Here is a 22,488-nt window from a genome sequence, read left to right on the forward strand (position 1 = left end):
GGGACGGGAGGCGCGAGGCGGCACGAAGGTCCCGGTCCGGGTGATGGGCGGGGATCCGCACCACCCGGACCGGTGCCGGCATCGGCCGGCTGCGGGGGGAGGCTTTCCGCTGTCAGAACTTGGCGGCCGCGGAGGGGGCCCTGAGCGTTCCCAGGTACTTGTGCCAGAGGTGGTGGGGATCCGCCTCGACCGCCTCGACGATCTCCCGCATCGCGGAGAGGGCCTTGGGCTCGCCGTCGTAGACGTCTCCCTGCAGCATCTTGAGGACGTCCAGGCGGTAGCGCGGGTCCTGGACGAACGCCGTGAAGAGGATGTTGAGCCGGTAGTAGATCGAGATGAACTCGTACCAGTTGTTGACCGCGCCGCGGAGTGTGGTGACGTAACCGTCGAAACGCTCCTTGCGGAAGTCCCCGGCTTGGTGCGCGGCGATGATGTCGGCGCTGGCGAGGCGGGCGCTGTTGAGTGCGACGCTGACACCGCTGGAGAAGATCGGGTCGACGAAGCGGGCCGCGTCGCCGATCATCACGAGCGAGTCGTCGGCGACCTTGCTCAGTGAGTAGCTGTAGTCGCCCTCGGCCTTGAACTCCTTGACCCGCTTAGCGTTCTTGAGTGCGTCCTGGAGGGCCGGGCGGCTGCCGATGGTGTCCCAGAAGAAGGCCTCCAGGTCGTTCTTGGCCTCCTTGAACCGCGCCTTCTGCGTCACGACGCCTATCGAGGTGATGGTGTCCGTGATCGGGATCTGCCAGACCCAGGTGTCCTCCAGCGGAAGGAAGTGGATGAAGATGTAGTCGGCCTGGTCCTTGTTGACGGCCAGCGCCTTGCGGTCGAAGTCGTCGAACCAGGTGTGCACCGCGTACTGGTTGAAGACCGGGTCCGGTTCCTTGACCTTGAGCTGGCTGCCCATCATGGTGCGGCGGCCACTCGCGTCGACGACCATGCGGACCGGGACACCGACCGGCTGGCTGCCGACCTTCGCCTGGATGACGGGGCGGTCGCGGTCGGCGAAGTCGACGCGGTTGACACGGACGCCGTGGTAGACCTTCGCGCCCAGGCTCTCCGCGTGCTGCAGCAGGATCTGGTCGAACTTGGCGCGGTCCACGTGGAAGGTGTGGTCGCGGTCGACGCCGGCCTGGTCGCGCTCGCTGAAGAGGACCTCGGCCGCGCGGAAGTCGTGGTCCAGGCCCTGAAAGCCCAGATGATCGATGTCCCGCTCCTCCGCGGAGGTCCACGCGGCGCCGTACTTCTTGGGGAAGCCGGCCGCCTCGACCTTCTCCATCGCGCCGGTCTCGATGAGTACCGGCGTCGTGGCCGGGACCAGTGACTCGCCGACGTGCTCGCGCGGGAAGGTCTCCGATTCGAAGACGACCACGGACAGGCCCGCCTTGGCGAGGTAGGCGGCCGCGGTGGAGCCGGCCGGGCCGCCGCCGATGATGCCGATGTCGTAGTCGTAGTTCGCCGATGCCTCAGACACCGTGGTCTCCTATCGCGATTTCCGGGTGGGTGACGTGCCTCGTGACCGCTGGTTGGTTGTCGGGCGAGCGCAGGGCGAGCAGCAGGTCGGTGATGCTGTCGAGGTTTTGGAAGTTGGCTCCGGTCAGCTCGGTGGGCGGGACGTTGGTTCCCAGCTCGTCCCGGATGAAGGTGAGCAGCAGAGCGGTGTTGATCGAGGTGAGGATGCCCCACTCGAGCAGCGGGGTGTCCGGGGCCACTCCCTGCGAATCGGGCTCGGACAGCAGTCGTTCCTGGATGAACTCGGTGAGCTGAGTGATCAGATCGTCGCGGTCACTGGCCACGTCGTACCTCCTGAAGATGCGTTGACGGGCGGGTGTCCCGCCTCGGATCAACAGATTTCACTGATCGTTGATTTCAACACCTGATGATGTCATTTCCAGATGAACTCTACTAGTGTTGAATTCTCCGTCAAGGGGTCAACGGCTACTGCTGCACGGATGGTTGGCGAAGGGATGGCCGAAGTGGTGAACCGAGAGGTGGGATGGCCGGGTCCGCCCGGAGGGCACCGGCCGACGCCAGGTGCGGTGCCCCGGCTGCCTGCCGCAGCCCGGCGCGGACCGCCGGCCGGGGAGGTGCACGTGTGGGCGGTGCGCGAGCCCGGCCCCGAATGCGGAGCAGTCCTGCGGCGCTGTCTGGCGCTGCTCTCGGCGGACGAGCTGCGCCGGTGGCGGGACATGATCGCCTCGCAGCGGCGGCTGTACGCCTCGGCGCATGCCGCGCTGCGCGCGCTGACGGCCGCGTACGCCGGTCTCCACCCGTCCGAAGTCGCCTTCACGACAGGCAGGTTCGGCAAGCCCTACGTGTCCCGCTATCCCGGGCTGCGCGTCAGCCTGTCGCACACCGAAGGCATGTCCCTGGTGGCGGTGAGCCGTGACGGACCCACCGGCGTCGACGTCGAACGGATCAGGCCGTTGGGAGATGCCTCCGCCCTGCGCGGCCAGGTGCTGTCCGAGGAGGAGTCCCTGGCGTGGCCCATCGCACGCGAAGATCCCCTCAACAGCGGGCTGTTCACCCACTGGGCCTGCAAGGAAGCCGTCCTCAAGGCTCTCGGCAGCGGCCTGGCGGGGGATGTGACCGCGGTGCGCGTCCACCCTGGTGCGAGACGCGCGGGGCCGGTGGAGGTACGGGCGGCACCCGGCTCCGCCGCGCGCAGCTGGAATCTCGAACTCATAGACGTGGGCAGCCGGTTCAGGGCCGCGGTGGCGGTCGCCGGCGGCGGGGCGACGGTCCGTGTTTTCACGCTCGAACCCGGCAGCCGGCCCGTAGGACCTGTCTGAAGTCCCTCGCCTGCGCCCCGATGCCCGTCGCGCGCCCCCAAGCTCTTCGGGCAGGGAGTGACCCCGCCGCACGGCGGTCGGCCCTCACCGCCCCCCCGCCTGGTCCCGTCATCGCAAGCCACCTTTCCAGTCAGAGCAAGGAGACCCCGTCATGTGGCAGTCGAACAGTCCTGAACCCGTCACCCGGCCCGCGCCGGGACGCGCCCGAGCGGACCGTCCCACGCTGCTGTGCCTGCCGCACGCGGGCGGTGCCGCGCGGGCCTTCGCGAGCCTGGGGGCCGCCCTGCCCGGGGCGGCGAGGACCGCCAAGCTCGAACTGCCCGGACACGGCGAACGGATGTCCGAGCCGCTGAGCGAGGACTTCGAATCGGTCATGGAGGACCTGGTCCGCGCCTCCGCACCGCACACCACGGGCCAGTACCTCCTGCTCGGGCACAGCATGGGAGCGGCATTCGCGTACGAGATGGGGCGGTACTGGAGCGGCCTGGGACGCCCACCGGCCGGTGTCGTCGTGGTCGGCCGCAACGGTCCCAGCGCGCGGCGTACCCTGCCCGACCTCCACACCCTGTCGGCGTCGGCGTTCCTGGACGCCGTGCGCCACCTGGGCGGAACCCCGCCGCAGCTCTTCGAACACCCCGAGCTGATCAAGCTGTTCGCCCCGGTGCTGCGCGCCGACTTCACCATCTCGGAGACATACGCGCCCCTGCCCGGGCCGCCCCTGCCGTGTCCCCTGTGGGTGTGCGCGGGCGTGGACGACCCCATGGTGGACGATCCCGGTCTGCGCAATTGGGAGGACCACGCCTCCGGTGAGGTGGCCGTCGACTGGCTGCCCGGCAACCACTTCCTGCTCGACGATCCGGCCTTCCACGCGTACGTCGCGGGCATCCTGCGGACACTGCCCGTCCCCCGCACCGCCGTGTGACGCGTCCTGCGCTCCGGCCGTATGCCGCCGGCCCCCACCCCGCGTCTCAGCGGGGTGGGGGCCGGCGGCGTACGGCCGGAGCGGTGTCAGGCGACGGGAGGCGTCCGCACTTCTGAGAACTGAGCACGCCAGTACGCCAGCGCGGTCCGATGGGCCGACACCCCGCCGTACACCAGGCGGCCGATCAGCACCTGGTGGTCACCCGCCAGCTGGCTGCTCGTGAGTACGCACTCCGCGAACGCCACGGTGGAGTCGAGCACCGGAGCCCCGGTGCGCTTCCCTGGACTCCAGGGCACGTCCGCGAACCGCTCGGGTACCGGCGAGGCGAAGGTACGGGCCGTCTCGGCCATCTGGCCGGAGAGGAAGTTGACGGCGAACACGGAACTCTGGTGGATGGCCTCCAGAGACGCACTGGGTTGCTTGACGCAGACCAGCAGCAGCGGCGGCGAGGCCGACACGCTGCACACCGCACTGCAGGTGAAGCCGCGTGGCTGGCCGTCGTCCGCCAGGCTCGTGACCACGCTCACCCCGGTCGGCAGGGAACCCATCACCGAACGGAAGGTCTGCAGATCCACCTGGTCGAGCAGGGTTTCGGACGCGCTGAATCGTTCAGACATGGGCGGTTCCTCGTCTCTGAGGCCGAGTCGGGCCAGGGCCGCGGACCTCATCGGGGTTCACCGGATGGGCTTCGGTAGGAGGCGCCCGTGGACCGGTAGCGGGTTCACGGCCGGATCACCGCGAGCCGACGTCGGTGAGCTGCTTCAGCAGGGCGTGGCGGTCCGTCTTGCCGTTGTCGGTAAGAGGCAGTTCCGGAACCACATGGACCGCGTCGACCACCATGTAGAGGGGGAGGCGGTCGGCGCACTCACGTTTGAGCTCGAGCAGCCCGGGACCCTTCGGGCCCGCCGCCACCACCACCGCGTGGATCTTCGCGTCCAGGCCGCCGCCCACAACGACACAGGCAGCTGCGGCGACCTTGGGGTTGGCCGCCACCACGGTCTCGATGTCGCCGAGCTCGATCCGGTGCCCGCGCACCTTGACCATATGGTCGCGGCGCCCCACGTACTCCAGCATTCCGTCGGGTCCCATACGGCCGATGTCACCGGTGTGGTAGGCGCCCTTCTGCGGCTCCTCGCCCCAGTAGCCGAGCATGACGGTGGGACCGCTGACGACGATCTCGCCCTCGCGTTCGCGCGGCGGGTGGATACGGATGCGGTCACCGCTGACGGCGGTTCCGATCGGCAGCGGTCGTGTGCTGCCGAGGTCGCGGTCGGTCACCTCGTAACTGGTGCACACATTGGTCTCGGTGGGCCCGTACCAGTTGAGCATCCGGACATCCGGCCATGCCGTGCGCAGTTCGTGTACCTGGTGGATGGGGAACGCCTCCCCGGCGAAGAGGCACACCCGCAGTGAGGGCGGCGGCTCGTCGGCCAGCAGGCCGCCGCGCTGCATCATCAAGACCAGCGCCGAGGGCACCGAGTACCAGACGGTGATCTTCTCGCGCCGTATCAGCGCGCCCAGCTGGGTCGGGTCGTACGCCAGGCCCTCGGGGACCAGGACGACCGAGGCACCGGCCAGGAAGGTGGCGTACAGGTCGAAGACCGAGAGGTCGAAGTTGAAGGGCGCGTGGTTGGACAACCGGTCGTCCGCGGTGACACCCACCTCCTCGACCGCCCAGTTGACAAAGGACAGGGCGTTGCGGTGGCTGATGCAGACGCCCTTGGGCTCACCGGTGGAGCCGGAGGTGTAAAGGATGTACGCGGGTTCGTCGGGGCCGCTCTCGTACGGCGGCGGGGCGGCTTTTGCCGGAGCCTCCTCACGGACCTCGGCGAACGAGGCCAGCGGCACGGAATCGTCCCAGGCCCCGCCCGCGGCACGGCGGATGCCGTCGGCGTCGGTCACCACCAGGGCGGGGGAGCAGCCGGCAGCGATGCGCTCCACGCGGGCGGCCGGGTTGTTGGCGCTGACCGGCGCGTAGATGGCACCGATACGCAGCGCGCCCTGCATCAGGGCGATGGCGTCCAGCGTTTTGTGGGTCCAGAGTACGACCCGGTCGCCGGGCCGCACTCCGCGGCGGTGCAGTGCCGCCGCGTACCGGTTGGCGAGGTCGTCCAGCTCCCGGTAGCTGAACACCCCTTGCGAGGAGCGCACCGCCGGGGCGTCCGGGGCACGCCGGGCGGAGTCGATGACGAGTTGATGGAGCCTCACAGACCTATCTCCTTCACTATCAGCTGACGCTGGATGTCCGAGGTGCCCGAGAAGAGCGTGCTGGGCACGGCATCGCGCAACGCGGCCTCGATGCCGTCCTCCCGCAGATAGCCGCGCCCTCCGAAGACCCGGACCGCGTCGGCGGCGGAGGCCAGCACGCCCTCGGAGACGGCCAGCTTCGACAGGGCGATCTCCAGTACGGACGGATCTCCCCGGTCCATCGACCAGCAGGCGCGGTACAGCAGCAGCCGGGCACTCTCCAGCCGTAGCTTCATATCTGCGATGCGGTTCGATACGGACTGGAACTCGCTGATTCTGCGGCCGAACTGGCGCCGCTCGCGGGCGTGCGCCACGCACTGCTCCAGGAGCCGGTCGAGAAGGCCGAGGTACAGCGCGAACAGGCAGGCTCGTTCCCAGCCCATGGAGTGCTGGAAGATCGCCGCGCCCGCGCCGGCGCTGCCGAGCACCTGCTCCCCGGGGACGAAGCAGTCCTCGAAAGTGACCGAACCTGCCGGGCAGGAGTGCATGCCCATCTTCTCGTAGGGCCTGCCCACGACCAGGCCAGGTGCGTCGCGGTCGACGACCAGGCCCGTGACTCCGAGGAAGCCCATCGCGGGATTGACGGTTGCGTACGCTACGTACACGTCTGCGGCCGGCCCGTTGGAGACGAAGCTCTTCGTGCCGTTGAGGAGGAACCCGCCGTCGGTGGGGGTCGCGATGGTGGCGAGTCGCGAGGAGTCCGAGCCGGCCTCGGGTTCCGTCATCGCGTTGCCCGCAATGAGCCGCCCAGCGGCCAGCTCCGGCAGCAGCCGCCGCCGTACGGCGTCACTGCCGAAGCGGTCGATGGGTACGGCGCAGGCGAAGGTGTGCGCCGCCGCGCCGAACACCAGCCCGGTGTCGGCACAGCCCCGACCCACGGCCTCCACGACCAGCGCGGTGTCGAGTGCGCCGAGCCCCTGGCCGCCGAACTCGCCCGGCAGGCACGCGCCGAGCATGCCGATCTCGCCGAGCCGCAGCCAGTCGTCACGGGTGTAGAAGCCGTGCTCTGCGCCGGGCGGCGACGGGAAAGCCGCCCGGGCCGTGTCCAAAGCCTTGTCGTAGCGGGCCTGTTGGTCCGACTTCCAGCCGAACTCCACATCTGCTCCTGGGGTACGGGGAAGGGGGCGCCCTCCCGCATCGGATCGCTGGTCAGCTCTGCTCGGGTGAATGGCGCAGGTTGCGCGGGCCGACGTAACGCAGCTGGGGGTGGATGCGGCCCTGCAGGGCTCGCTGCTCCTGGACATGGGCGAGCCAGCCGGGGACCCGGGCCGCCGCGAACATCGGGACGAACAGGTCGGAGGGCATGCCGAGCAGGTGGTAGATCGCGGCGGCATAGCAGTCCACGGTCAGATAGGGGCGGGGGCCGCGTGCCGGGTGGGCCGCGGCACGCACCGCGTCCAGGACCTGGAGGATGCGGTCCCCGCCGGGCCCGGCATTGAACCGGCGGGCCGCCTCACGCAGCGGTCTGACCCTGGGGTCCTCCGCGGTGGGCGGGGCGGTCCGGGCTCGGGAGGCACCGGCCGCGTCGGCACGGCCGTGCAGATAGGCGGCGGTGGTGCCCGGGTTGCCGTCCTGGCTGGCGAGGTTGATTACCTGGTGGGCGGCGCCGCCGTGCAGCGGTCCGGTGAAGGTGGCGAGCGCGACGGTGAGCGTGGCGAAGGTGTCGGCACCGGTGCCGGCCGCGACCCGGGCGGCGAACGCCGAGGCGTTGCAGCCGTGCTCGGCCTGCAGGACCAGGCACAGGTCGACCAGCCTCACGCGCTCCGGGTCGTGGGGCAGGCCCAGCATGTAGAGGATGTTCTCGGCGTGTGACAGCTCGGGTGCGGGGGTGGGCAGACGCCGTCCGGCGCGGGCCGCCTGCTGGGTCGCGAAGATCGTCGGGATCCGCGCGATCAGCCTCTCCCTGAGGTCGATGTGGGCGGCGGGATCGCCATGGGCCTCCGCGGCGACACCCAGCGCGGGGACCGCGGTGCGCAGCACCGACGACGTGCTGGAGCCGGCGTTGAGCTCGAGGTTGCGCGCCACCATGGGCGGCAGTTCACGTGCCGCGGCGAGTCGGGCTGTGAAGGCCCTCAGCTCACTGGGATCGGGCAGCCAGCCGCGGATCAGAAGGTGGACGACCTCCTCGAAGGTGACCCGGCCGATCAGCTCCTCGATGGGGTAGCCCCGATAGGACAGCCGACCGCGCACGGGGTCGACCTCGGAGATCCCGGTCTCGCCGACGATCACCTGTGAAATGTCGGTCGTCTCCTGGTCGAAGGCCGGGAACGCGGGACCTGGCAGAGGGGGGGCCAGGGCTGACGCGTCCGGCGGGGTCCTGATCGTGACAAGTTCGGCGAGTCGCTCGTCGTAGAAGGATCGCAACTGCCCGACGCATTCGATCTGTTCGATGAGGTCATCGTCGAGCGTGGTGCCCAACTCGTGTTCCAGATGAACCTGGAGTTCCACTGCGGTGAGCTCGTCCCAGCTGGCTACGGAGCGAAGCCGCAACTCGTCGCCGATGAACTCCGACGGCATGTCGAACACGCGGGAAAGAGTGCTGATGACGGGGTGCACCTGGTCCATCTCCTTGTGAGGCATTGCTGCTCCTGCGGGGGCGGGCAACGAGAGCCGTGAGGTGTCACGCAGCGGGTTCGACTGCTGGGCGCGCGGGACGGGGCCTGGTCAGCCGACCAGGTCCGAGGTGTGGCTGCCGGTCGGTTCGGGCAGCCGGACCACCGGAGGGGCGGACGTAGCGGGGACGGCCGGGGTGGCGACCGGGTCCCTCCGGGTGCGGGGGAGCAGCAGGGGGAGGAGCGGTCCGGTCATGGCGGTGGTGATGAGCGCCATGAGGACCATCTCCGTGAAAAGGGTCTGGTCGAGCACGCCCAGGTTGAGCCCGACGCCCAGGATGACCAGTTCTGTCAGGCCCCGGGTGTTCATCAGGACACCGACGCCGGTCGACTCCCGCCAGTTGAGCCCGAAGGACCTCGCCGGCAGTCCGGCGCCGAGCACCTTGCCGACGACGGCGGCGGTCAGGATCAGCCCCAGTTCGCCCCAGGCGGAGGGCGACATATCGGCGATGTCCACCGACAGGCCGGTGACGATGAAATAGACGGGCAGCATCAGTTCCCCGGCGTGCCGCAGCGGGCTCAGCACTTTCTCCTCCAGCAGGACCTTCGGCCTGCGGGGCATGACCAGGCCGAAGGCGAAGGCGCCGAAGATGGGGTGGATGCCGATTCTTGAGCTGGCGTACGCGGAGAGCAGCAGGCCCGCGGTGACCAGTGCTGCCAGCTGGTGTCCGGTGCCCTCGCGTGTGGACACCCTGGCGACGCACCAGGTCAGCAGCGGGCGGACGACCCATAACATGGCGGCGCCGTATACGGCGGACATCCAGAGGGTGTTGGTGAACCCGGCGGGACCGGACGCGGTGACGATCGCGACCACGCCGGCCAGCAGGCACCAGGCCAGCACGTCACCGAAGGCCGCGCTGGTCAGCGCGAGCGCGCCGATCTTCGTACGGCTGATCTTGTTGTCATTGAGGATGCGGGCAAGCACCGGGAACGCGGTGATGGACATGCTGACGCCCAGGTACAGGGCGAACGAGGTGAACTGGACCTTCTCGCCGTTGACGTGGGAGTGGTTGCGGTAGATCACCGCCGCGACCCCGAGGCCGAGCAGCATCGGGACCAGGATGCTGCCGGCCGTCACCCCGGCGACGGAGCGTTTGCGGCGCCGCATGGTCGCCCAGTCGAGTTCCCAGCCCACCGCGAACATAAAGAGCAGCAAGCCGAGTTGGGCGACCATCGAAAGCAGTGGGCGTACCTCGTCGGGAAACAGGCGGTGCGTCGGATCGCCGGGGAGCTGGCCCAGCAGGCTGGGCCCCAGCAGGATGCCTGCGGTGATCTCGCCGATCACGGCGGGCTGGCGTACACGCCGCGCCAGATGGGCAAGGAGCGTCCCCGCGAGCAGGATGCCGGCGATGCCTGCGATGGCGGTGGCTTGCAGTGCTTCGGCTGTGTGTGGATGCGTCACGGCATCTCCTCCGCAATCATCTCGTGTCGACTTAACTCACCAAACGTTGAACTCATCTTTCGTTGAGTTTTGCACGCGAGGTGGGGCGCACACAAGGGCTCTCGGGGCTTGCCGAAGCGACGGGCGCGTGCAAAACTCATCTCCCGTTGAATTCATCTATCGTTGAGTTGCCTTCGGATGTGATCCGCGGAAGGTGCCGGCCATGCGTGATCTGGTGGAGGCGGTCGAGCCATCGGACCCGGCATCCTTTGCTGTGGCGCCCCTGGAAGGCCCTGAGCTCCTGCGAGCCGCCGCCGGGACCGCTCCAACCCCCGCCCGCCCGCTCCAGCGCATGGCCCGCGCCGGCCTCCTCGGGCACAAGTCCGGACCGGGTTCGTGCGACTACCGGGCACCTGCGGCCCCTCGGGCCGCCGGAGCGGCTCGACACCATCGGCCCCGAGATCTTGCTGAACATCCAGCGCATAGCGCACGGCGCGGACCGTCGTCCCCGCTGCGCCCCCGTGCCCCAAGGAGGAATCACATGCCGAACCCGGACTTCAACCACTCCAACGGCTCGGTCGACTCCGACGCCCTCGCCAGGGTGATGCTGGCCGAGCTGACCGGCTGCCCCGATTTTGCTGCGGCCCACGGCGGATCGCCCCCGAAGGACGCCGCGGAGCGGACCGGGGCCGCCGCGCTGGACGGAGCCGCCCGATGACGGTCGCCAACGGGATCACTACGGCCGCGGAGGCCGCGGAGAGTGGGAAGGACACGCAGGGCGGTGCCACCGTTCGCGGTGCGGCCGCCGCCGCCCGTATCGCGGCCACCCGGCTGTCCACCACGATCGGCTCCGAGCGAAACGCCGCCCTCATTGCCGTCGCCCGGCATCTGAAGGCGAGTTCACGTGACATCCTTGCCGCGAACCGGCAGGATCTGGCGGCCGCCCGGGAGGCCGGCCGGTCCCCGACCGTCCTCGACCGCCTGACTCTCACCGGACAGCAGCTCCACGTCCTCGCGCAGACGGTACGCGCCCTGGCAGACGAGCCCGACCCGGTCGGCGAGGTCGCCGACGGCACGGTCATGCCGAACGGCCTTGAAGTACGTCGGATCAGAACGCCGCTCGGTGTCGTCGGCATGATCTACGAGGGGCGCCCGAACGTGACCGTCGATGCGGCGGCACTCTGCCTCAAGAGCGGCAACGCGGCACTCCTGCGAGGCTCATCGACGGCCCGGCACAGCAACACCGCCCTGGTCCGTGTCATACGCGAGGCCCTGGCGGACACCTCGGTCCCGGTCGACGCCGTCCAGCTGGTGCCCGGCACGGGCCACGCCGCCGTACGTGAACTCATGGCCCTGCGCGGCCTGGTGGACGTTCTCGTCCCGCGCGGTGGGCGCGACCTCATCGAGGCCACGGTCCGCGACTCCACGGTCCCCGTCATCGAGACAGGGATCGGAAACTGCCATGTGTACGTCGACGCACACGCCGACCTCGGCCAGGCGGTGGCTATTCTGCTCGATGCCAAGACGCAGCGCCCCTCCGTCTGCAACGCAGCGGAGTCGCTGCTCGTCCACGAGGGCGTTGCGCCCGTCTTCCTGCCCATGGCGCTGGCCGCGCTGGCAGCCCGTGGAGTGACGGTCCACGGAGACGAGCGGGTGCGCCGGATCCATCCCGAGGTGGTACCCGCCACCGAGGAGGACTGGGGGCGCGAGTACCTCTCCCTGGACCTGGCAGTCGCCGTGGTCGATTCGCTGGAGTCCGCCGTCGACCACATTCGGCGGTACGGCAGCGGGCACACCGAGGCGATCGTCACGGACTCGCAGCGCGCGGCCCGCCGTTTCGTCGCCGCCTTGGACACCGCGGTCGTGGCCGTCAACGCCTCCACCCGCTTCGCCGACGGCGGGCAGATCGGGCTCGGTACGGAACTCGGCATCTCCACCCAGAAACTGCACGCGCGCGGCCCGATGGGACTGAGCGCGCTGACCACCACTAAGTACGTCCTGGTGGGTGACGGGCACATCCGGGGCGGAGCCGCCGCCCCGCTGCCCTAGACAGGAGGTCTGGTCATGTACGTACGCATCATCACCGCGACTGATCCGTCCGGCCGGCTGCTGTACGAGGAGGAGCCGCGCCGGGATCAGTCCACCGCAGCCGCGCCCCCGCCCTGGCCCGAGCTGGCCGGAGTCGACGAGGACCCGGCCGAGTTCCATATCGTGCGCGGAATCGACTAGAACGCTCCTGAAGATCTTGTGTGAGGGGTAGTCCGGCCGGGGGTCGGGTGGCCTCTCGTGTCATGTGGTGGCCGTGGTGATGGTCCAGGTGCTGCCGGTGCGGGTGAGTCCGAGGTTGATGAGGCGGCGGAGGTTGAGGGCGGCGGCGCGGTTGTGGAGCCAGGTGTCGTTCTTGATAACGCCGCGATAGGGGACGCGGCGGTTGCCTTTGGCGACGAGCCAGGCGATGGCGCGTTCGACCGGTGGTCGCCAGCGGCGGTACTCAGCCTGCCAGTCGGGATCGGTGGCGGCCTGGTCGCGGGCGGCTTTGAGCAGGTCGTACTTGGCGTGAACGCTGAAGATGCGGCCGGTCTTGGAGCGGGTGCAGCATTCCTTGAGCGGGCAGCTGGCGCAGAGCTTCTTGAACTGGGCCTTGCGTGCGCCCGTCGCGTCGGGCCGGCCGAGGGGCTTGGTGTGTCCGGCGGGGCAGGTGACCTGTCCCTGTTCGGTGTCGACGGTGAAGTCGTCGGCGGTGAAGCCGCCGGGGACGGCCGGTTTGAGTGGCGGTGGCTTCAGGACCAGGCTGTGGCCCTCGCTCTGGAGGTGTTCGCGTAGGTCGCCGGTGCCGTAGGCGGCGTCGCCCAGAGCGGTGATCGGCGTGTCCTCGTCGGCGAGGAGGGCGCGGGCAACGGCGGCTTCGCGGTGCTCGGCCAGGAACGCGAACACACTCCCTGCCGGGATCAGTTCCCGGCAGGTCTCCCACACGTCCTCGCCGACGCTCTCCCCGCCCCATTCCCCCTGCATTACACAAGACTGGCCCCACTCCACCCGGAGCGGGCCAGAACCCATGATTTTCAGGATCGTCCTAGGGCCTGTACGGAGTTCCCCGCCTGCGCCCCGGCGCCCGGCACGCGCCGCCCGCGCTTCGTGCGGACGAAGGGGAACTTCGGACCGGGCCCGGACGCGGCCAAGCGCTGCGCGGGGGACGGTGGTCACCCCAGAGGGGCGCACGCGCGCACGGATGCAGGCGGGTCAGGGCAGTGACCGTGTGCACGGTCACTGCCCTGACCGTTCACCTCCACTGGCCGCCCGTGCGAACTCCGCCGCCGACCGGATCCGGATCCGCACGCGGGCCGGTTCGGGCACGGGCGACGCGATGGCGCCCGGCAGCGGCACCAGATCGTCATGGGGGACCACCTCCCGCGTCGAACGGCCCTGCAGCCGCAGCAGTTCCCGGGCGTCGAGGCTGGAGATGCCGCGGGCCACCACCTGGCCTCTTTCATCGAGGAGTTCCACCGGATCACCGGCGGCGAAGCCACCCTCCACGCACGTCACCCCGGCCGCGAGCAGCGGTCCGGTGCGCTGGGCGACGGTCCGTACCGCCTGCGCGGTGAGGCGGACCGCGCCGCACGGGCTGCTGGCGTGCTCCAGCCAGAGCAGATGGTCGGCAGCCCGGTGCCCGGTGCGCAGGAAGTGCGTGCCCGTCTCGCGTCCGGCCAGCGCGTCGGCGGCGTGCCGGGCGGCTGCGAGGACGACGGGAATGCCGGCGTCGGTGGCGATCCGCGCCGCCTCCACCTTGGTCACCATTCCTCCGGTGCCCAATCCCGAGTTGCCGGGGCTGTCGACCTCGATGCCCGCGAGGTCGAGGCGGCCGCGTACCTCGCGCAGACGTCGCGAGCCCGGTCGGGCGGGATCGCCGTCGTACAGGCCGTCGACGTCGGAGAGCAGGACCAGCAGGTCGGCCCGGACGAGATGCGCGACCAGGGCGGCCAGCCGGTCGTTGTCGCCGAACTTGATCTCCGCGGTGGCCACCGTGTCGTTCTCGTTGACCACCGGCAGTGCGCCCATGGCCAGGACCTGCACCAGGGCGCGGTAGGCGTTGCGGTAGTGGGCGCGGCGGCTGACGTCGTCGGCAGTGAGCAGGATCTGGCCGACCCGCACTCCGTAGCGGGCGAAGGACGCGGTGTAGCGGGCGACCAGGAGGCCCTGTCCCACACAGGCCGCGGCCTGCTGCCGGGCAAGGTCTCGCGGCCGCTCGGAGAGACCCAGTGGTGCGAGTCCCGCGGCGATGGCGCCGGAGGAGACGAGGACGACCTCGGTTCCTGCGGCCCGGGTCCGGGCCAGTACGTCCACCAGGGCGTCCACCCGGTCCGAGTCGAGACCTCCGGCTGCTGTGGTGAGGGAGGAGGAGCCCACCTTCACGACGATCCTCCGGGCTGTCAGGACATCGTGCCGCAGGGCTGGTTCGCTGCTCGGGCCGTGGTCGGCGGGGCGGTTCACCGCGCTGCTGGGCCGGACAGGGAGAAGTCTCCGGACGACAGGTGCCGGGGCATCTCGCGCAGCAGTGCGTGCACGGTCTCCACGACGAGGACGGGGCGTTCGTACGGTAGGTCATGGCCCTGCCCCGGGACGGTCTGCAGCACCGCGCCGGGTATGTCCGCGGCCAGCCGTCGGGCCTGTGCGGGCGGCGTGACGCGGTCAAGGGCGCCGACCAGGACGCGGGTGGGCAGCCGACCGAGCGCACCGAGGCGCCCCGCGCAGTCATGGGTGGTGAGAGCGGCGTAGAACTCGGCGATGGCCATCACAGGGATGTCCCGGAAGGCGCGGGCGCTCTCGCGGACCGTGTCGGTGTGCGGTCCCGATCCGAACACCGCACGCCACAGCGGGGCGGTGCTCGGGTGCGACAGCGGCCCCGTGAGCAGCCGGTGCACGGTCCTGGCCGAGCGGGGCGAGCGCAGCAGTCCGCCGGCGATCCGCTGCTGGGCCCAGCCAAGCCGCCGCAGGGCTGTGGTGTCGCGCCGGTTGTACGACACGGTCGCGCCCCCGGTCACCTCGCTGAGGCAGGTCGAGATGAGGCCCACGCCCGCCACCCGTGTTCCGAACAGGCCCGGTTCGCGGGCCGCCAGCTGCTGTACGGCCATGCCGCCCATGGAGTGGCCGAGCAGAATGACGGGTGCGCCGTCCCGGGTCACTGCATCCAGGACACGGGCCAGGTCGCGGCCGAGGAGGGGCATGTCGAGTACGGCGCTGCCGCGGGTGGAGCAGCCGTGGCCCCGCTGGTCGTAGCTGACCGCGCGGACCGCTGGGAAACCCTGGCGCGGCCGGGTCAGCGCGTCGATGTGCGGGCGCCAGTGGTGGGCGGCCATCGTCCAGCCGTGGCACAGCAGGACCGTGACGGGGGCGTCCGGATCGCCGTGGGTGTAGACGGCGATGTCGGCGCCGTCCTGCGTGCTCACCGACCGCGGCATGCGGCGGGTTCCGGCGAGGGCGGGGGCATTCATGAGAGCCGGCCGTGGGCGCCGGCGACCCGGGGGGAGCCCCGCAGTTCCCGGACGTCGGGGGCGCCTCGGCTACCGACGCCCTCATCGTTGGGCGGGGCTTCACGCAGGTGTGGCCGGGATATCTCCACCCAGGGGGCGGTGTCCGCGCGATGGCGCGCCGGTGCGTGCATGGCGGTCGGCCCTTCATCGAGGTGGGCGTGGACAGTTCGCACAGATCGAGAGTAATCTCAACGCTCAATGATTTCAATGGCTGTTGACATCTATTGCGAGAGGTGGGCGACGGGCTGCGAACGGGGCGGGAAGTCGAAGGTGTGACGATCTTCCGAAAGATTCTCTCCTTGTTGAAATTGGGGCTTGCTGACGCGAACTCGACTGGCGTACCTTCGCGTTGGCGTCATTCGCAGGGAGGTCGGCGAGGGCCGGGGTAAGCGCGGATGGACGCGTTCGGGGCGCGGCACTGCAGTTGACGGCCGTTCCCGCCGTTCGCCGCGCGTCCCGGGGTGGGAAGCCGGAACCATGTTCTTGATCGTCATGCGCCATCGAGCTCAACGTCTTTCGTCCGTGCGGCTACGCGCTCCCAGCGGGGCGCGATCAGGCATCGGGAGGTGTTTCGAGTCCGCAGAATCCTCTGGTCGCAAGGGGTTCGAACAGAGCACCGGCCGGCGCCGTACGCACCGGGCAGCACCTCCGCCGCTATCGAAGCGCGGTATCCCGAGAACAGTTCCCGACCGCAGAGCCTTGGAGTTCGCATGCCTGTTGTCACCGCGCCCGTGATCGCCCTGCCGAAGTATCAGGCGACAACCGACGAACTGCTAGACCACCTTGAGGAGAAGTACCGCGAACATCCCGGCCTGGCCAGGATCCGGCAGGTCATCCAGGCGAGCACCGTGGCCAGCCGCTGGTACACCCGGCCGCTGGCCGAGCAGTTCGCCGAGGGGTACTCGCTCTCGCAGTGGGCGGACGGCCACTTCCAGGCTTCTCTCGACTTGGCGGAGAGCGCTGCGCGTGGTGCTCTCTTAGGGTCGGGGCTGTGCGCCGGTGACATCGACGCGGTGGTGGTCATCAGCGCCACCGGCTACACGATGCCGGGACTTGACGTCCGGCTGGTCGAGCGACTCGGCCTGCCTTGCTCGGTGCGGCGGATTTCGGGGACCCACCTGGGTTGTGTCGGAGGGGTGTACGGCCTGTGCAGGGCGATGGAGGTGATTGCCGCGCGCCCGGGCTCCACGGTTCTCGTGGTGTGTGCCGACATCTACAGCCACTATCTGCACAGTCGTGACGACGGCATGGACGGCATGATCTTCAAGGGGATCATCGGCGACGCGGCCGGCGCCTGCGTGGTCCGCGCTGAGGATGGAGGTCCTCGGATGGAGCTCGGTGAAACCTGGGAGTACGTCCAGCCCCTCGGTCGCGACATTGTCGGATACCACCTCGGCAACGACGGATTCCACGTCTACAACTCCCCGCGGCTGCTTGGTGAAATTCGGGATGGAATGCCCCTGTTTGTCAGATGGCTGGAGGGCGCGACCCCGGTGGACGGGGACGCCGTGCCGTCGTTCGTGGTCTCCCATACGGGGAGTCCCAAGGTCATAGACGCGGTTGTCGAAGGGCTGGGGTGCGCTCCTCGGAAGGTCGCCCTGGCGCGCGACTCGCTCCGCGAGCTGGGCAATATCGGATCCGTCTCGATACTGGACGTCCTGGAGCGGACCTTCGCCAAGCCTCCCGCCGACGGTGCGGACGGCCTCATGCTCGCAGTCGGACCGGGTGTCTCCATGATGGCCGTGAAGGTCACTTATCGGAGCGGCGACTGATCGTCGCCCAGGGGGCGGTAGTACGCGGGCGGGTCAGGAAATCCCGGATCGGGGTTCCAGGGTAGGGGACAGGCGCAGCTCCAGGGCCGGCACCACCCAGGAGACGAACTCGTCGAAGTCCATTGTGGACAGGGGGTGGATCTTCAACAGGTAGCGCATGATGGCGAGTCCGGCGAGATGGCCCGAGGCCAGGGCCGCACGGGTCTCGGCGCCGGGGAGGGACTGGTAGTCCGTGTAGGAAGCCCACTTCTTGATGCTTTCCTCCACTCGGGCACGGAGTACCGCGGTGGTAGAGCTGTCTGCCAGGCCGGCCCGGTAGATGGCGGTCATGGCATAGCGGGTCGTCTCGTTTTCCCAGAAGGAGAAGTACGAGCGGGCGATCCAGTCGGCGTCCACGTTGCCGGTCTGGTGGGCGGACTGGGCCATCGTGTCGAAAACCGACGAGACGCTCAGCGATGAGTTGATCGCGGCGTTGAACACCCCTTCCTTGTTGGCGAAGTAGTGATGTACCAACGCCGGGTCCACCTGGGCATCCTCGGCGATTGCGCGGATGGTGGTCCTGGCGAAACCGTGGTCCGCGAAGAGGCGAAGCGCGGACGCGAGGATCTGGTCTTTTGTGCCGCTGTCCCCGGCCCGCCGCCCGCTCCGCGCACGGCGGGGAGGGGCGGGCTTTTGACCGGGCGTCGTGGGACCGTCTGCGGGGCTGGATGTCATGGGATCACTGCGCTTCAGGGATTGAGCGAATAATTCACTGTACAATGAAAACTACCTTACCATCCGGTCATCCGAGAATCCATCCACGGGTGACGTTCGGGCAACCCCCCGATGATGTCCCGTTGTTGCTCCGTGCGGAAGGCCTGGGTGGAGTGCCTTGCGCCGGGTGATGCGATCACTGCGGACCATCGTCCCCGAGCAGGGTCTGCCGCAGTCCCGGCGCGATCGTCTGGATGACCGTCTCGAGATCGGCCGAGGCGACGGAGTCCACGCGCGCCAGGTGTCGCGCAAATGCCACGCCGCCCAACTGTGCGCCGAAGAGCGCGGTGCGCAGCTGCGCGTCCGGCCCCGCCAGTTTCTGGTCGACCTGGCTGTTCAGTGCCTTGGCGACGGTCTCGCGCAGCACTGCCGAGGCCTCCTTGTCGGCGAGTGCGACCCGGTAGAGCTCGATCATCGGGGAGTCCTCCTCGTTGGGCTCCCACAGCGCCAGGTAGGTGCGGGCAAGGCGGGTGGGCAGGTCGTCGTCGATGCCCTCGTCCACTGCCGGGCCCAGGATTCCGGCCACCTTGACGGTCCGCACGATGAGGGCGCTGAGGACCGCCGCCTTGTCGGGCAGCAGCTCACGGGCGAAGTCCTCCGGCAGGCCCGCGGCTTCGGCCATGGCTGCGAACCGGGTCTGCCGGTAGCCGATCCGGGTGAACATGGTGCGGCCTGCGGAGATCAGGGCCTGGGTGGCCTCGGCGTAGACATCGGCCGGGTTCGCGGTGGTGACAGTCATGGCTGCAACTCCCGTAGGTGTGAGGCGCGTGGGTCGGCGCCGGGCCGCATCAGTAATTCATGACAGAGTGAACTCTCTTACTGTTGAATTTGTCAAGGGGCTCTGCGATGATTTCAACACCCGGTGAGTTGAGTCATGGCTCGCCTCTGCCCGAGGAGGAATCGTGCAGTCCATCGGCATCATCGGAGTGGGCTCCTACCTGCCCGAGGCCATCATCGACAACGCGGAGATCGGGCGCGGCGCAGGCGTGACCGACGAGTGGATTGTCCGCAAGACCGGCATCCGGGAGCGCCGGCGGGCCGCCCCCCACGAGGCCACTTCGGACCTCGCCGTCGCGGCAGGACGACGCGCCCTGGAGAGCGCGGGTCTGACGGCGGATCAACTCGCCTACGTGGTCGTAGCCACCTCCACCCCCGACCGCCCGCAGCCGGCCACAGCCGCCCTCGTACAGCACAGCCTCGGGGCCGGCCGGGCTGCGGCCTTCGACCTCAACGCCGTGTGCAGCGGCTTCGTCTACGCCCTCAAGACGGTGGAGAAGCTGCTCAGTGGCGCATCGGACGGCGAGCGACGCCACGGTCTGGTCATCGGCGCCGACCTCTACTCGCGGATCCTCGACCTCAGCGACCGCCGCACCGCCCCCCTATTCGGGGACGGCGCCGGGGCGACGGTCCTCGGGCCGGTCGCACCCGGCCTCGGCCTGCGCCGTATCTCGCTGGTCTCGCGGGGCGACGCCCACCGGCTGATCGAGGTCGCCGCGGGAGGAAGCCGCCGCCCTGCCTCCCAGCAGACCGTGGCCGAGGGCGGCCACTACTTCCGGATGGACGGCCGGGGGGTGCGCGACTTCGTTGCCGGCGCTCTCCCCGCGGAGATCGGCAGGCTCCTGGACGAGGCCGGTGTAACCCCCGACGCGATACAGCACTTCGTCCCCCACCAGGCCAACGGCGTCATGCTCGCCGAACTCTGGCCCGACCTCGGCATGCACCGGGCCGCCCTCCACCTCACCCTGGAGCGTTACGCCAACACCGGGGCCGCCTCCGTCCCGATCACCCTCGCCGAGCTGGACCGAAAGGGTGCGGCGGCACTCGGCGACCTGGTCGTGCTCGCCGCGTTCGGCGGCGGGATGAGCCTCGGTGTCGCGCTGCTCAACTGGGCGAGGGACACCCCCGCAGCCGGGGCGCCCCCCAGGGTCCCGCAGCTCCTCGCGGGCGGCCTTCCCGTCGCGCCGCTCGCGCCATGACCGCCGACGAGGCGGCCGTCCCCGACATCAGGGCACGGGCCGCTCAGCTCCGCACGCTGCGCGAACAGGTCAGGCGGGGGCAGGACGAGGAGGCGACCGCCGCCCAGCACGCCAAGGGCAAACTCACGGCCCGAGAACGCATCGGACTCCTCCTGGACGAAGGAACCTTCACCGAGTTGGAGCCACTGCGCAGGCATCGTGCCACCGGATTCGGCATCGAGGACCGCAGACCCCACACCGACGGAGTGGTCACCGGCTGGGGCACTGTCCACGGCCGCACCGTCTGCGTCTACGCCCACGATTCCCGCATCTTCGGCGGCGCCCTCGGAGAAGCGCACGCCGAGAAGATCCACCGTGTGATGGACCGGGCGGTCGCCGTGGGCGCACCCCTGGTCTCGCTCAACGACGGAGCGGGTGCCCGTATCCAGGAGGGCGTCTCCGCCCTCGCCGGCTACGGCGGCATCTTCCAGCGCAACGCCCGCGCCTCGGGTGTCATCCCGCAGATCAGCGTGATGCTCGGCCCCTGCGCGGGCGGCGCGGCCTACTCCCCGGCGCTCACCGACTTCGTCTTCATGGTCCGCGAGACCTCGCAGATGTTCATCACCGGTCCCGATGTGGTCCAAGCGGTGACCGGGGAGAAGGTCACCCTCGGCGGCCTCGGGGGCGCCGATGTCCACGCCGAGGTCTCGGGAGTCGCGCACTTCGCCTACGACGACGAGCCCAGCTGCCTCGAAGAGGTCCGCTACCTCCTCTCGCTCCTCCCGCAGAACAACCGTGAGACAGCGCCCGCCGCACCCCCGCAAGACCCGCCTGACCGCCCGTGCGACCCGCTTCTGGACCTGGTGCCCGCAGGCGGCAACCGCCCGTACGACATGCGCCGGGTGATCGAGGAGATAGTCGACGACGGCGAGTACCTGGAGGTCCACGAACGCTGGGCGGCCAATGTCATCGTCGCCCTCGCCCGTATGGGCGGCCAGGTCGTGGGAATCGTGGCGAACCAGCCCCTGGTCCTCGCCGGCGTCCTCGACATCGATGCCAGCGAGAAGGCTGCCCGCTTCGTGCAGATGTGTGATGCCTTCAACATCCCCCTGATCACCCTGGTCGATGTGCCGGGCTTCCTCCCCGGCATCGAACAGGAGCACAACGGCATCATCCGCCGCGGCGCCAAACTCCTCTACGCCTACTGCAACGCCACCGTCCCGCGCATTTCACTGATCCTCCGCAAGGCATACGGCGGCGCCTACATCGTCATGGACTCCCGCTCGGTGGGCGCCGACCTCTCGTACGCCTGGCCGTCCAACGAGATAGCGGTCATGGGCGCCGAGGGAGCCGCCAACGTCATCTTCCGCCGCCGGATCCGGTCCGCCAAGGACCCCGAGGCCACCCGCCGCCAGCTGGTCAAGGAGTACCAGGCCGAGCTGGTACACCCCTACTACGCCGCAGAACGCGGCCTCCTGGACGACGTCATCGACCCCGCGGACACCCGCCGGGTCCTCATCGAGTCCCTCCGCATGCTGTGCACGAAACACGCCGACCTGGCAGCGCGCAAGCACGGCAATCCGCCTCAGTGACAAGGAGTCTCCATGACCGCACCCATCGAAGCACCGACCATGGTCCGCGTGGTCAGGGGAGGCGAGATACCCGCCGAGGAAATGGCGGCCCTGACAGCGGTCCTGCTCGCCCGGGCCGCCGCCACCGCCCGGGACGGGGCACCCCCCTTCGCGGTGGTTCCGCTCTGGGAGCGTCCGGCCCCGACCACTCCGTACCGCTCCCCGCAGAGCTGGCGCAACTGAGCAGCAGGCAGCGGTCGTTGTCTTCGGACAACGACCGCTGCCGCACTGGTCCCACAGGCCAGCCCGTTCGCCGCTACGGTGCGAACGGGAGCTCTCCCACGGTGACCGACGCCTGCCTGCGTGGCCTGGTCAGCGCCTCAGCTCTGCTCGACCGCCGTGGACTCCTGCTCCACGCCGGCGGCGACCGGTCCTGCGAAGGGCTCCGCCGCACCTTCCGCAGCAGCGGTCCGCCGGGGCGCCGGTCCCTCGACCCCGCACCACTGGTGCAGCGCCCTCCGCAGCCGCTCCTCCCGCCCACCCGGGTCCTTCTCCCCATCGACCCAGGCCGCGTACCCGTCCGGACGCACCAGCAGTGCACTGATACCCCGTAGCCCAGGCACAGGAGCACCGATCTGTACGGGGCTGACGCGCGAGCCCCAAGCCTCGGTGACGGCCGTCCGCCGCCCGTCCTCGGCGAGATCGAGCAGCAGGAACCGGCCGTCCCGCATCAGCGAGTACAAGCGGACGTCAGCACCGCCGAGGCGCGGCACGGTGAGGTCGGGCACCCGTTGCCCGGCTCGCACCGATACCCCGGCGGCTCCTCGCCGGGTGTATCCGTTTCGCAGTCCCGCGATCGACTCCGCGGCGAACGTCCGGATCCGCCGATTCGACAGAGCCCCCGCCAGCACCGTGCGGCGCACCAGGGCCACTGCGGCAGACGGTGTCACGGACATCC

The 22,488-nt window shown here is 69.7% G+C and carries 22 protein-coding genes; 9 read left to right on the plus strand and 13 right to left on the minus strand.

Annotated features, from left to right (window positions below; genetic code table 11):
• Positions 1-112: 112 nt before the first annotated feature.
• Positions 113-1,471: an NAD(P)/FAD-dependent oxidoreductase gene (locus ACFQLX_RS21300; protein ID WP_386417512.1), complete on the minus strand. Its 1,359-nt coding sequence runs from the start codon at positions 1,469-1,471 to the stop codon at positions 113-115.
• Entirely contained in the window at positions 1,464-1,793 is a 330-nt protein-coding gene (locus ACFQLX_RS21305) for an acyl carrier protein (protein WP_386417514.1), read from the minus strand. Before ACFQLX_RS21305 ends, ACFQLX_RS21300 begins: the two co-directional genes overlap by 8 nt.
• A gap of 243 nt (positions 1,794-2,036) precedes the next feature.
• On the opposite strand from ACFQLX_RS21305, the gene ACFQLX_RS21310 reads away from it, so the two are divergent.
• Both ACFQLX_RS21310 and ACFQLX_RS21315 read left to right on the plus strand, forming a co-directional pair.
• Positions 2,037-2,789, plus strand: a complete 753-nt coding sequence (locus ACFQLX_RS21310) for a 4'-phosphopantetheinyl transferase family protein (RefSeq protein WP_386417516.1) — start codon at positions 2,037-2,039, stop codon at positions 2,787-2,789.
• A gap of 151 nt (positions 2,790-2,940) precedes the next feature.
• Positions 2,941-3,711, plus strand: coding sequence for a thioesterase II family protein (locus ACFQLX_RS21315; protein WP_386417518.1), 771 nt, complete (start codon positions 2,941-2,943; stop codon positions 3,709-3,711).
• An 86-nt stretch (positions 3,712-3,797) separates the two neighbouring features.
• Here the strand turns inward: ACFQLX_RS21315 and ACFQLX_RS21320 are convergent, their stop codons facing one another.
• The 5 genes from ACFQLX_RS21320 to ACFQLX_RS21340 all read right to left on the minus strand — a co-directional run bounded on the left by ACFQLX_RS21320 (position 3,798) and on the right by ACFQLX_RS21340 (position 9,972).
• Positions 3,798-4,328 carry a flavin reductase family protein gene (locus tag ACFQLX_RS21320; RefSeq protein WP_386417519.1) on the minus strand — a complete coding sequence of 177 codons (531 nt, stop codon included), beginning with the start codon at positions 4,326-4,328 and terminating at the stop codon, positions 3,798-3,800.
• A gap of 115 nt (positions 4,329-4,443) precedes the next feature.
• Positions 4,444-5,919: an amino acid adenylation domain-containing protein gene (locus tag ACFQLX_RS21325; protein ID WP_386417521.1), complete on the minus strand. Its 1,476-nt coding sequence runs from the start codon at positions 5,917-5,919 to the stop codon at positions 4,444-4,446.
• A complete protein-coding gene (locus ACFQLX_RS21330; RefSeq protein WP_386417522.1) occupies positions 5,916-7,055 on the minus strand; it encodes an acyl-CoA dehydrogenase family protein in 1,140 nt (379 codons plus the stop codon). The genes ACFQLX_RS21325 and ACFQLX_RS21330 overlap by 4 nt, the downstream gene beginning before the upstream one ends.
• Positions 7,056-7,107: 52 nt before the next feature.
• Positions 7,108-8,538, minus strand: a complete 1,431-nt coding sequence (locus ACFQLX_RS21335) for a citrate/2-methylcitrate synthase (protein ID WP_386417523.1) — start codon at positions 8,536-8,538, stop codon at positions 7,108-7,110.
• Between the two features lie 84 nt (positions 8,539-8,622).
• Positions 8,623-9,972 (minus strand): cation:proton antiporter domain-containing protein, encoded by a 1,350-nt coding sequence (locus ACFQLX_RS21340; protein ID WP_386417525.1) that lies wholly within the window; start codon positions 9,970-9,972, stop codon positions 8,623-8,625.
• A 520-nt stretch (positions 9,973-10,492) separates the two neighbouring features.
• Here ACFQLX_RS21340 and ACFQLX_RS21345 point away from each other — a divergent pair.
• From ACFQLX_RS21345 to ACFQLX_RS21355, 3 genes are read left to right on the plus strand one after another with little or no spacing between them, the layout of a single operon-like run.
• Complete coding sequence (locus ACFQLX_RS21345) at positions 10,493-10,669, plus strand: hypothetical protein (RefSeq protein ID WP_386417526.1); 177 nt, start codon at positions 10,493-10,495, stop codon at positions 10,667-10,669.
• A complete protein-coding gene (locus ACFQLX_RS21350) occupies positions 10,666-12,000 on the plus strand; it encodes a glutamate-5-semialdehyde dehydrogenase (RefSeq protein ID WP_386417527.1) in 1,335 nt (444 codons plus the stop codon). Before ACFQLX_RS21345 ends, ACFQLX_RS21350 begins: the two co-directional genes overlap by 4 nt.
• Positions 12,001-12,015: 15 nt before the next feature.
• Complete coding sequence (locus ACFQLX_RS21355) at positions 12,016-12,180, plus strand: hypothetical protein (protein WP_386417528.1); 165 nt, start codon at positions 12,016-12,018, stop codon at positions 12,178-12,180.
• Between the two features lie 60 nt (positions 12,181-12,240).
• Here the strand turns inward: ACFQLX_RS21355 and ACFQLX_RS21360 are convergent, their stop codons facing one another.
• The 3 genes from ACFQLX_RS21360 to ACFQLX_RS21370 all read right to left on the minus strand — a co-directional run bounded on the left by ACFQLX_RS21360 (position 12,241) and on the right by ACFQLX_RS21370 (position 15,395).
• Positions 12,241-12,963 carry a transposase gene (locus tag ACFQLX_RS21360; RefSeq protein WP_386417530.1) on the minus strand — a complete coding sequence of 241 codons (723 nt, stop codon included), beginning with the start codon at positions 12,961-12,963 and terminating at the stop codon, positions 12,241-12,243.
• 252 nt (positions 12,964-13,215) lie between these two features.
• Complete coding sequence (gene proB, locus ACFQLX_RS21365) at positions 13,216-14,361, minus strand: glutamate 5-kinase (protein WP_386417532.1); 1,146 nt, start codon at positions 14,359-14,361, stop codon at positions 13,216-13,218.
• 74 nt (positions 14,362-14,435) lie between these two features.
• Positions 14,436-15,395 (minus strand): alpha/beta fold hydrolase, encoded by a 960-nt coding sequence (locus ACFQLX_RS21370; protein WP_386417534.1) that lies wholly within the window; start codon positions 15,393-15,395, stop codon positions 14,436-14,438.
• Positions 15,396-16,189: 794 nt separating this feature from the next.
• On the opposite strand from ACFQLX_RS21370, the gene ACFQLX_RS21375 reads away from it, so the two are divergent.
• Positions 16,190-17,251 carry a hypothetical protein gene (locus ACFQLX_RS21375; RefSeq protein ID WP_386417536.1) on the plus strand — a complete coding sequence of 354 codons (1,062 nt, stop codon included), beginning with the start codon at positions 16,190-16,192 and terminating at the stop codon, positions 17,249-17,251.
• A gap of 33 nt (positions 17,252-17,284) precedes the next feature.
• Here the strand turns inward: ACFQLX_RS21375 and ACFQLX_RS21380 are convergent, their stop codons facing one another.
• Together ACFQLX_RS21380 and ACFQLX_RS21385 are read right to left on the minus strand one after the other, a co-directional pair.
• Complete coding sequence (locus ACFQLX_RS21380) at positions 17,285-17,965, minus strand: TetR/AcrR family transcriptional regulator (RefSeq protein WP_386417538.1); 681 nt, start codon at positions 17,963-17,965, stop codon at positions 17,285-17,287.
• 175 nt (positions 17,966-18,140) lie between these two features.
• A complete protein-coding gene (locus ACFQLX_RS21385; protein ID WP_386417540.1) occupies positions 18,141-18,743 on the minus strand; it encodes a TetR/AcrR family transcriptional regulator in 603 nt (200 codons plus the stop codon).
• A 163-nt stretch (positions 18,744-18,906) separates the two neighbouring features.
• Here ACFQLX_RS21385 and ACFQLX_RS21390 point away from each other — a divergent pair, with 163 nt between their 5' ends.
• From ACFQLX_RS21390 to ACFQLX_RS21400, 3 genes are read left to right on the plus strand one after another with little or no spacing between them, the layout of a single operon-like run.
• Positions 18,907-19,980 (plus strand): 3-oxoacyl-ACP synthase III family protein, encoded by a 1,074-nt coding sequence (locus ACFQLX_RS21390; RefSeq protein ID WP_386417542.1) that lies wholly within the window; start codon positions 18,907-18,909, stop codon positions 19,978-19,980.
• Complete coding sequence (locus tag ACFQLX_RS21395) at positions 19,977-21,551, plus strand: acyl-CoA carboxylase subunit beta (protein WP_386417544.1); 1,575 nt, start codon at positions 19,977-19,979, stop codon at positions 21,549-21,551. The genes ACFQLX_RS21390 and ACFQLX_RS21395 overlap by 4 nt, the downstream gene beginning before the upstream one ends.
• 12 nt (positions 21,552-21,563) lie before the next feature.
• The gene (locus ACFQLX_RS21400) at positions 21,564-21,773 is read left to right on the plus strand and encodes an acyl-CoA carboxylase epsilon subunit (RefSeq protein WP_386417546.1); all 210 of its coding nucleotides are present in this window, start codon (positions 21,564-21,566) and stop codon (positions 21,771-21,773) included.
• A gap of 137 nt (positions 21,774-21,910) precedes the next feature.
• Here ACFQLX_RS21400 and ACFQLX_RS21405 read toward each other — a convergent pair whose 3' ends face one another.
• Positions 21,911-22,486 carry an aromatic-ring hydroxylase C-terminal domain-containing protein gene (locus ACFQLX_RS21405; RefSeq protein ID WP_386417564.1) on the minus strand — a complete coding sequence of 192 codons (576 nt, stop codon included), beginning with the start codon at positions 22,484-22,486 and terminating at the stop codon, positions 21,911-21,913.
• Positions 22,487-22,488 lie beyond the last annotated feature (2 nt).

The organism is Streptomyces polyrhachis (genome assembly GCF_042663125.1).
In the GTDB taxonomy this organism is placed as follows: Bacteria; Actinomycetota; Actinomycetes; order Streptomycetales; family Streptomycetaceae; genus Streptomyces; species Streptomyces polyrhachii.